Source organism: Ideonella sp. P3_A4 (genome assembly GCF_056403075.1).
In genome coordinates this window covers 1-3,334 of the sequence record NZ_JBFUGE010000627.1, presented here as the reverse complement: position 1 = coordinate 3,334, position 3,334 = coordinate 1, and the positions used below count along the sequence as shown (strand labels likewise).

The 3,334-nt window shown below is 65.7% G+C and carries 4 protein-coding genes; all 4 read right to left on the bottom strand.

All coding sequences use genetic code 11. From position 1 onward, the window contains the following. Positions 1–2,213 (bottom strand): RelA/SpoT family protein (locus tag AC1DYI_RS30150; RefSeq protein WP_477207799.1); only part of this gene is annotated, 2,213 nt, incomplete at its 3' end. Between the two features lie 133 nt (positions 2,214–2,346). Beyond that, complete coding sequence (rpoZ, locus tag AC1DYI_RS30145; RefSeq protein WP_329716746.1) at positions 2,347–2,550, bottom strand: DNA-directed RNA polymerase subunit omega; 204 nt, start codon at positions 2,548–2,550, stop codon at positions 2,347–2,349. Positions 2,551–2,581: 31 nt separating this feature from the next. After that, complete coding sequence (gene gmk / locus AC1DYI_RS30140) at positions 2,582–3,202, bottom strand: guanylate kinase (protein WP_477207798.1); 621 nt, start codon at positions 3,200–3,202, stop codon at positions 2,582–2,584. A gap of 9 nt (positions 3,203–3,211) precedes the next feature. After that, positions 3,212–3,334, bottom strand: a 123-nt coding sequence (locus AC1DYI_RS30135; RefSeq protein ID WP_477207800.1) for an endoribonuclease YicC domain-containing protein, incomplete at its 5' end; no start/stop codon positions are given.

The window sequence follows — 3,334 nt, the reverse complement described above, 5'->3', positions numbered from 1 at the left end:
GCCAGGTGCAGCCGGTCGCGCACGCTGACCAGCAACTTCATGTCGGCCGTCTCGCCCGGCCGTTCGTCGCCCATGTCGATGTGGGTGATGTCGGCCTCGGCGCGGCTCACGGCCTGCGCAACCTGCGCCAATGCGCCCTTGCCGTTGTGCAGCAGCACCTGCAACTGCGTTTCGAAAGCGCGCGTTGGCTCCTCGGCCCATTCGACCTGCATCCAGCGTTCGCGGTCGCGCTCGTACAGGCGCTGGCCGACTTGGCAGTCGGAGGTGTGCACGGTCAACCCCTCGCCTCGGCCCAGGTAACCGACGATCGCGTCGCCGGGGATCGGCCGGCAACACGGTGCCATCGTCACGCTGGCACCCTCGGCACCGTCGATGACGACCAGGCCTTGCATGGTCTCGCCATCGGTGTTGCTGTAGCGGTTCAGGCTCAGCGTCACGGCGTCCGGCTTGTGGCCTTGTTCGTGCAGGTCTTGCGCGATGCGCTTGGCGACGATGGTCGCGATCTTCTTGCCAAGGCCGATGTCGGTCATCAGCTCGGCCGGGCTGCGGTTGCCGCTCCAGCGCAGCACGCCGGGCCAGAGGGTCTCCGCGCCGGCGGGCTCGAGTGGCGGCAGCGTCAAGCCTTCGAGCCGTAGCGCCTGCGACAGCATCTTCTCGCCCAGTGCCTGCGACTCTTCCTGCTCGAGGTTCTTCAGGTAGTGGCGGATCTTCGAGCGCGCGCGGCCAGTGCGCACGAAGTTCAGCCAAGCCGGGTTGGGCCGGGCGTTCGGCGCGGTGATCACCTCGACCACGTCGCCCGAGCGCAGCTCAGAGCGCAGCGTGGCCGGCTCGCTGTTGATCTTGACCGCGACGCAGTGGTCGCCGACGTCCGAGTGGATCGCGTAGGCAAAGTCGACCGGCGTCGCGCCGCGCGGCAGCGCCAGGATCTTGCTCATCGGTGTGAAGACGTAGACCGCGTCCGGGACGAGGTCGATCTTCACGTGTTCGAGGAACTCGCCCGCGTCGCGCGTTTCGTCCTGGATGTCGATCAGCGACTTCAGCCACAGTGCGCCCAGGCGCTGCGCCACGTCAGACGGGTTACCGCCCTTGGTGCCGACCTTGTACAGCCAGTGCGCCGCGATACCAGCCTCGGCCACCGCGTGCATCGCCTCGGTACGGATCTGGAACTCGACCGCCGTGCCCAGCGGGCTGACCAGCGTGGTGTGCAGCGACTGGTAGCCGTTGGCCTTCGGGATCGCGATGTAGTCCTTGAAGCGGCCGGGCACCGGCTTGTAGAGCTGGTGCAGCACGCCAAGCGCAAGGTAGCAGTCGGGCAGGGTGGCGACGACGATGCGAAAGCCGAAGATGTCGTTCACCGACGCGAAGCCGGCGTGCTTCTCGCGCATCTTGCGGTAGATCGAGTAAACGGTCTTCTCGCGCCCGTTCACCTCGACCTTCAGGCGCGCCTCGGCAAAAGCCTTGGTGACGTCTTTCTGCACCCGCGAGACGATGTCGCGCCGATAACCGCGGGCACGCTGCACCGCCTTTTCCAGTGCGCCGTGGCGCCATGGGAAGAGGTAGGTGAACGACAGCTCCTGCAGCTCGCGGTAGACCTGGTTCAGGCCCAGGCGGTGCGCGATCGGCGCGTAGATGTCCAGTGTCTCGCGCGCGATGCGGAAGCGCTTGTCCGGCTTCATCGCACTCATCGTGCGCATGTTGTGCAGCCGGTCGGCCAGCTTGACGAGGATCACGCGCACGTCGCGTGACATCGCCAGCAGCATCTTGCGGAACGATTCCGCCTGGCCTTCTTCCCGCGTCGAGAAGTTCAGCTTGTCCAGCTTCGTGAGGCCATCGACCAGCTCGGCCGTCGTCGCGCCGAAGCGCTCGATCAGCTCGGTCTTGGTGATGCCGCAGTCCTCCATCGCGTCGTGCATCAGCGCGGCCATGATGGCCTGCGCGTCCAGCTTCCAGTCGGCCACCAGGCCGGCCACTGCGATGGGGTGGGTGATGTAGGGCTCGCCACTGGCGCGGTACTGGCCCAGATGTGCTTCGTCGGCGAACTTGTAGGCGTCGCGGATCGACTTCAGCTCGCCCTTGGGCAGGTGGCCCAGCTTGGACGACAGGCCGGCGAAGGTGCTGACCTCGGCACTGGGCGGCGACACATTGGCCGGCGCACGCGGCCGCCCCTGCAGCGCGGTCGGCAGCAGTTCGGCGGCAAACGAGCGAATACCCATCCGTGGAATTTAGCCTATGTCACCCGGATGCCCCGGATCGGGGCTTATCGGGGCTTTCGCGGATTACGCACCAAGAAAAGCACAACGGGCGCCATGAAGGCGCCCGTTGATGGCAAATACAGTGAGCGGCAGGTCAGGTCGGGACCTTGCGCAGCATCTCGATGCCGACTTCGCCGGCAGCGATCTCGCGCAGGGCGGTCACGCCCGGCTTGTTCTTCGATTCGACCTTGGGCGCGTGGCCCTGGCTCAGCATGCGGGCGCGGTAGGTCGCGGCCAACACCAGCTGGAAGCGGTTGGGGATCCGGGCGAGGCAGTCTTCGACGGTGATACGGGCCATGATGGTTTCTCGTTGGAAGCAGGCGCGGTGGTCAATCGAGGTTGAGTGCCGCGAAGACGGTTGATTTGGCGCGGCGCTGGGCCGCATATTTCAACCGCTGCGAGTGAACGACAGTTTTCATATCGAAAAGCGCCGTCTCGAACAAGCTATTGATTATAACGTAGTCGAAGTGGCGGGCCTGGGCTACTTCGACCCGTGCATTCGCCAGCCGGGTGGTGATGACCTCAGGTTGGTCCTCACCGCGGCGGCGCAGCCGCTGTTCCAGCTCGCTCCAGCTGGGCGGCAGGATGAACAGCAGCACCGCGAAGGGAAACAGCTGCTTGATCTGCAGCGCGCCCTGCCAGTCGATCTCGAGCACCACGTCTTCGCCCGCCATCAACCGGGCCTCGATGCCCAGCCGCGAGGTGCCGTAACGGTTGCCGTGTACCTCGGCCCATTCGAAGAATTCGCCGCGCTCGACCATGCCGGCGAATTCGTCGGGCGAGATGAACCAGTACTCGCGGCCGTGCTGCTCCTGCCCGCGCGGCGGGCGGGTGGTGTGCGAGATCGACACCGACAGGTGCGAATCCAGCTCCAGCAGGGCCTTGACCAGGCTGGACTTGCCGGCTCCGCTGGGGGCCGCGACGACGAAGAGGTTGCCAGGAGTTTCCATGCCAACGGGTTATTCGATGTTTTGAACCTGCTCGCGCATCTGTTCGATCGCGACCTTCATGTCGACCGCAACGCCGGTCAGCTCCAGCGCTGACGATTTCGAGCCCAGCGTATTGGCCTCGCGGTGCAGCTC